4 protein-coding genes are annotated in these 4113 nt (G+C 61.6%); 1 reads left to right on the plus strand and 3 read right to left on the minus strand.

Annotated features, from left to right (window positions below; all coding sequences use genetic code 11):
- Nucleotides 1–144: 144 nt before the first annotated feature.
- The 3 genes from mupP to AC1DLB_RS23385 are packed head-to-tail and all read right to left on the minus strand — an operon-like array spanning nt 145 to nt 2911.
- Nucleotides 145–816, minus strand: coding sequence for an N-acetylmuramic acid 6-phosphate phosphatase MupP (gene mupP / locus AC1DLB_RS23375; protein WP_018929859.1), 672 nt, complete (start codon nt 814–816; stop codon nt 145–147).
- Nucleotides 817–820: 4 nt separating this feature from the next.
- Nucleotides 821–1519, minus strand: coding sequence for a bifunctional 2-polyprenyl-6-hydroxyphenol methylase/3-demethylubiquinol 3-O-methyltransferase UbiG (gene ubiG / locus AC1DLB_RS23380; RefSeq protein WP_018929858.1), 699 nt, complete (start codon nt 1517–1519; stop codon nt 821–823).
- Nucleotides 1520–1576: 57 nt separating this feature from the next.
- Nucleotides 1577–2911: a TRZ/ATZ family hydrolase gene (locus AC1DLB_RS23385; protein ID WP_192350951.1), complete on the minus strand. Its 1335-nt coding sequence runs from the start codon at nt 2909–2911 to the stop codon at nt 1577–1579.
- A 108-nt stretch (nt 2912–3019) separates the two neighbouring features.
- Here AC1DLB_RS23385 and mtnA point away from each other — a divergent pair, with 108 nt between their 5' ends.
- Nucleotides 3020–4096: an S-methyl-5-thioribose-1-phosphate isomerase gene (mtnA, locus tag AC1DLB_RS23390; RefSeq protein ID WP_018929856.1), complete on the plus strand. Its 1077-nt coding sequence runs from the start codon at nt 3020–3022 to the stop codon at nt 4094–4096.
- Nucleotides 4097–4113: the final 17 nt, after the last annotated feature.

The raw sequence follows: 4113 nt of genomic DNA on the forward strand, positions 1-4113 counted from the left end.
TTTGTGGCGAGGGAGCTTGCTCCCGCTCGGCTGCGAAGCAGTCGTAAACCTGCAAATGCGACATACCTGACACTGCGCGATAATAAAAGGGGCCGTTTCGCAGCCCAGCGGGAGCAAGCTCCCTCGCCACAAAAGCCTCTGTCATCAGCAACTGCACAAAGCGCTATCCAGCACCAGGCGCAACTCCATTGGATGATCGACCACCACATCCGCGCCCCAATGCCGTGGGTTATCCTCCGGATGAATGTAGCCGTAGGTCACGGCGGCTGTTCTGGTGCCGGCATCGCGGCCGGATTCGATATCGCGCAGGTCGTCGCCGACGAACAGCACGCTGGCCGGATCGAGGTCGAGCATCTTGCACGCCAGGATCAACGGCTCCGGGTCCGGTTTGCTGTTCTTCACATGATCCGGGCAGATCAGCAGCGCCGAACGCTCGGCCAGCCCCAATTGCTGCATGATCGGCTCGGCGAAGCGCAGCGGCTTGTTGGTGACCACGCCCCAGATCAGGTTGGCCTTCTCGATGTCGGCCAGCAATTCGCCCATGCCGTCGAAGAGCTTGCTGTGCACCGCGCAACCTTTGACATAGCGCTCCAGAAACTCCAGGCGCAGCTCCTCGAAGCCCGGCGATTCCGGGTCCATCGAGAAAGTCACTGCAACCATCGCCCTGGCGCCGCCGGAGATCTCGTCACGGATGTGCTTGTCGTTCATCGGCGGCAAACCACGCTCGGCACGCATCGCCTGGCAGATGGCGATGAAGTCCGGCGCGGTGTCGAGCAGGGTGCCGTCCATGTCGAAAAGAACTGCTCTGATACGCATCGGCTTACTCCTCGCGCAGGGTCTGGATCATGTAGTTGACGTCGACATCGGATGCCAGTTTGTAGTGCTTGGTCAGCGGGTTGTAGGTCAGGCCGATGATGTCCTTGACGGTCAGGCCGGCCATGCGACTCCAGGCACCGAGCTCGGAAGGGCGGATGAATTTCTTGAAGTCGTGAGTGCCACGCGGCAGCAGCTTCATGATGTATTCGGCGCCGACGATGGCGAACAGATAGGCCTTCGGATTGCGGTTGATGGTGGAGAAGAACACCTGGCCGCCAGGCTTGACCATGCGGAAGCAGGCGCGGATCACCGAGGACGGATCCGGAACGTGTTCAAGCATTTCCAGGCAGGTAACGACGTCGAACTGCTCAGGCATTTCTTCGGCCAGCGCTTCGGCGGTGATTTGCCGGTACTCGACGTTTACGCCGGATTCCAGTTGATGCAATTGCGCGACCGCCAGCGGCGCTTCGCCCATGTCGATGCCCATCACGGTGGCGCCGCGCTGGGCCATGGCTTCGCTGAGGATGCCGCCGCCGCAACCGACGTCGAGGACTTTCTTGCCGGCCAGATTGACGCGCTCGTCGATCCAGTTGACCCGCAGGGGGTTGATGTCGTGCAGCGGTTTGAACTCGCTTTCGCGGTCCCACCAGCGATGGGCCAGGGCTTCGAATTTGGCGATTTCGGCGTGGTCGACGTTGCTCATGGTGTCAGTCCTCTAAAACTTGAAAAATTCTGTTGCCCCGGTTTTGGTCCAGGGTGCTTACGATTCGGTGTGGCCGCTGATGCGCCTGCCCCAAGCCTTGGCGGTGGCGCACAGTTGCGCTTCATCCAGGCGGGTCAGGCGGCGGTCGTCGAGCAGTTGCTTGCCGGCGACCCAAAGGTGTTTCACGCAGTCGCGGCCAGTGGCATATATAAGTTGCGAAACCGGGTCGTAGACCGGTTGCTGCGCCAGGCCCGACAGGTCGAATGCGACGATGTCTGCCGCCTTGCCGACTTCCAGCGAACCGGTTTGCGCTTCGATTCCCAGCGCGCGGGCGCCATTGAGCGTGGCCATGCGCAGGGCGCGATGGGCGTCCAGCGCGGTGGCCGAGCCGGCGACAGCCTTGGCCAGCAATGCGGCGGTGCGGGTTTCACCAAGCAGGTCCAGGTCATTATTGCTGGCCGCGCCATCGGTGCCGACTGCCACATTCACCCCAGCCTGCCACAAGCGCTCGACCGGGCAGAAGCCACTGGCCAGCTTCAGGTTCGACTCCGGGCAATGAATCACATTGGTGTTACTTTCTACCAGCAGCGCCAGGTCTTCATCGCTGATCTGGGTCATGTGAACGGCCTGGAAACGCGGCCCGAGCAGGCCCAGGCGGCCGAGGCGGGCCAGCGGGCGTTCGCCGCGCTGCTCCACCGACTGCTGCACTTCGAAGGCGGTTTCGTGGACATGCATGTGAATCGAGGCGTCCAGCTCTTCGGCGATCACCCGGATTTTTTCCAGGTTTTCGTCGCCCACGGTGTACGGGGCATGGGGGCCGAAGGTGACTTTGATCCGTTCGTGATGCTTGAGATCGCCGAATAATTCGACGCCCTGACGAATGGCTTCATCCGCCGTGCTGGCGCCTGGAATCGGGAAATCGAGGATCGGAATGGCGATCTGGGCGCGAATGCCGCTGTTATGTACGCGTTCGCTGGCGACCTTCGGGAAGAAATACATGTCAGAGAAGCAGGTGATGCCACCTTTGATCTGCTCGGCGATGGCCAGGTCCGTGCCGTCGCGTACGAACGCCTCGTCGACCCATTTGGCTTCGGCCGGCCAGATGTGGTCTTCCAGCCAGGTCATCAGCGGCAGATCGTCGGCCAGGCCGCGGAACAGCGTCATTGCTGCATGCCCGTGGGCATTGATCAGGCCCGGGCTGAGCAGCATGCCCGGCAATTCGCGCACTTCGGCTGCGTTAAGCTTCAAGGCTGCTGCGCGTGGGCCGATAAACACGATACGACCGTCGCGGATACCCAGGGCATGCTCTTTAAGGACCACGCCAGCCGGTTCGACGGGTACCAGCCAGGTTGGCAGCAATAATAGGTCGAGCGCAGCGGTGGGGGTCGGCATCGAGAGTCGGTTCCAGTGCTTTTGTAAAGGATGGCGAAGTATACCCGAGCGTCTTCGCGGGGGGATCGCTATAATCGGCGGCTTTTGTTCATGAGTGCGGGGTGTGGGATGCGCGATCGACTGTTGGCTGCGGAGAAGGTGAAGGCCATCGATTGGCGTGATGGCGCACTGTATTTGCTGGATCAGCGTATTTTGCCGTTCGAGGAAACCTGGATCGCCTACACCAGCGCTGCGGGTGTGGCCGAAGCCATTCGCTCGATGGTGGTGCGCGGTGCGCCGGCTATTGGCATCAGTGCGGCCTATGGCGTGGTGCTGGCGGCCCGTACCCGTTTTGCCGAAGGTGGCGACTGGCAAGCGGCGCTGGAAGAGGATTTCGCGCTGCTGGCCGACTCCCGTCCGACCGCGGTCAATCTGTTCTGGGCCTTGGGTCGCATGCGTGAGCGGCTTGAGCGCCTGAGGGAGCACGCCGATCCGTTGTCGGTGCTGGAAGCCGAAGCCATCGCCATCCACGAAAGTGATCGCGAAGCCAACCTGACCATGGCCCAGTTGGGCGTCGACCTGATCCGCAAACATCAAGGCAACGCCCAGGCGATCCTTACGCATTGCAACACCGGTGCACTGGCCACCGGTGGTTTCGGCACGGCGCTGGGGGTGATTCGCGGGGCGTTCATCGAAGGCATGGTCGAGCGCGTCTACGCCGACGAAACCCGGCCATGGCTGCAAGGTTCGCGATTGACTGCGTGGGAATTGGCCAATGAGGGTATTCCGGTGACCCTCAATGTCGATTCCGCTGCCGCGCACATCATGAAAACCAAGGGTGTGACCTGGGTGATCGTCGGCGCCGACCGGATTACCGCCAATGGCGATGTGGCGAACAAGATCGGTACCTACCAGTTGGCGGTCAACGCCATGCACCACGGCGTGCGCTTCATGGTGGTGGCGCCGAGTTCGACCATCGACATGAACCTGGCCAGTGGCGACGAGATTCCTATCGAGGAGCGTGATGGCCGCGAGTTGCTGGAAGTTGGCGGCAAGCGGGTGGGGGCAGATGTGGAAGCGTTCAACCCGGTTTTCGACGTGACCCCGGCCGACCTGATCGATGCGATCGTCACCGAAAAAGGCATCGTCGAGCGCCCGGACACCGCGAAAATGGCTCAATTGATGTGCCGCAAGCGTCTGCATTAAATCATTCAGGCTGCACG

The organism is Pseudomonas sp. 05N434 (assembly GCF_056396965.1).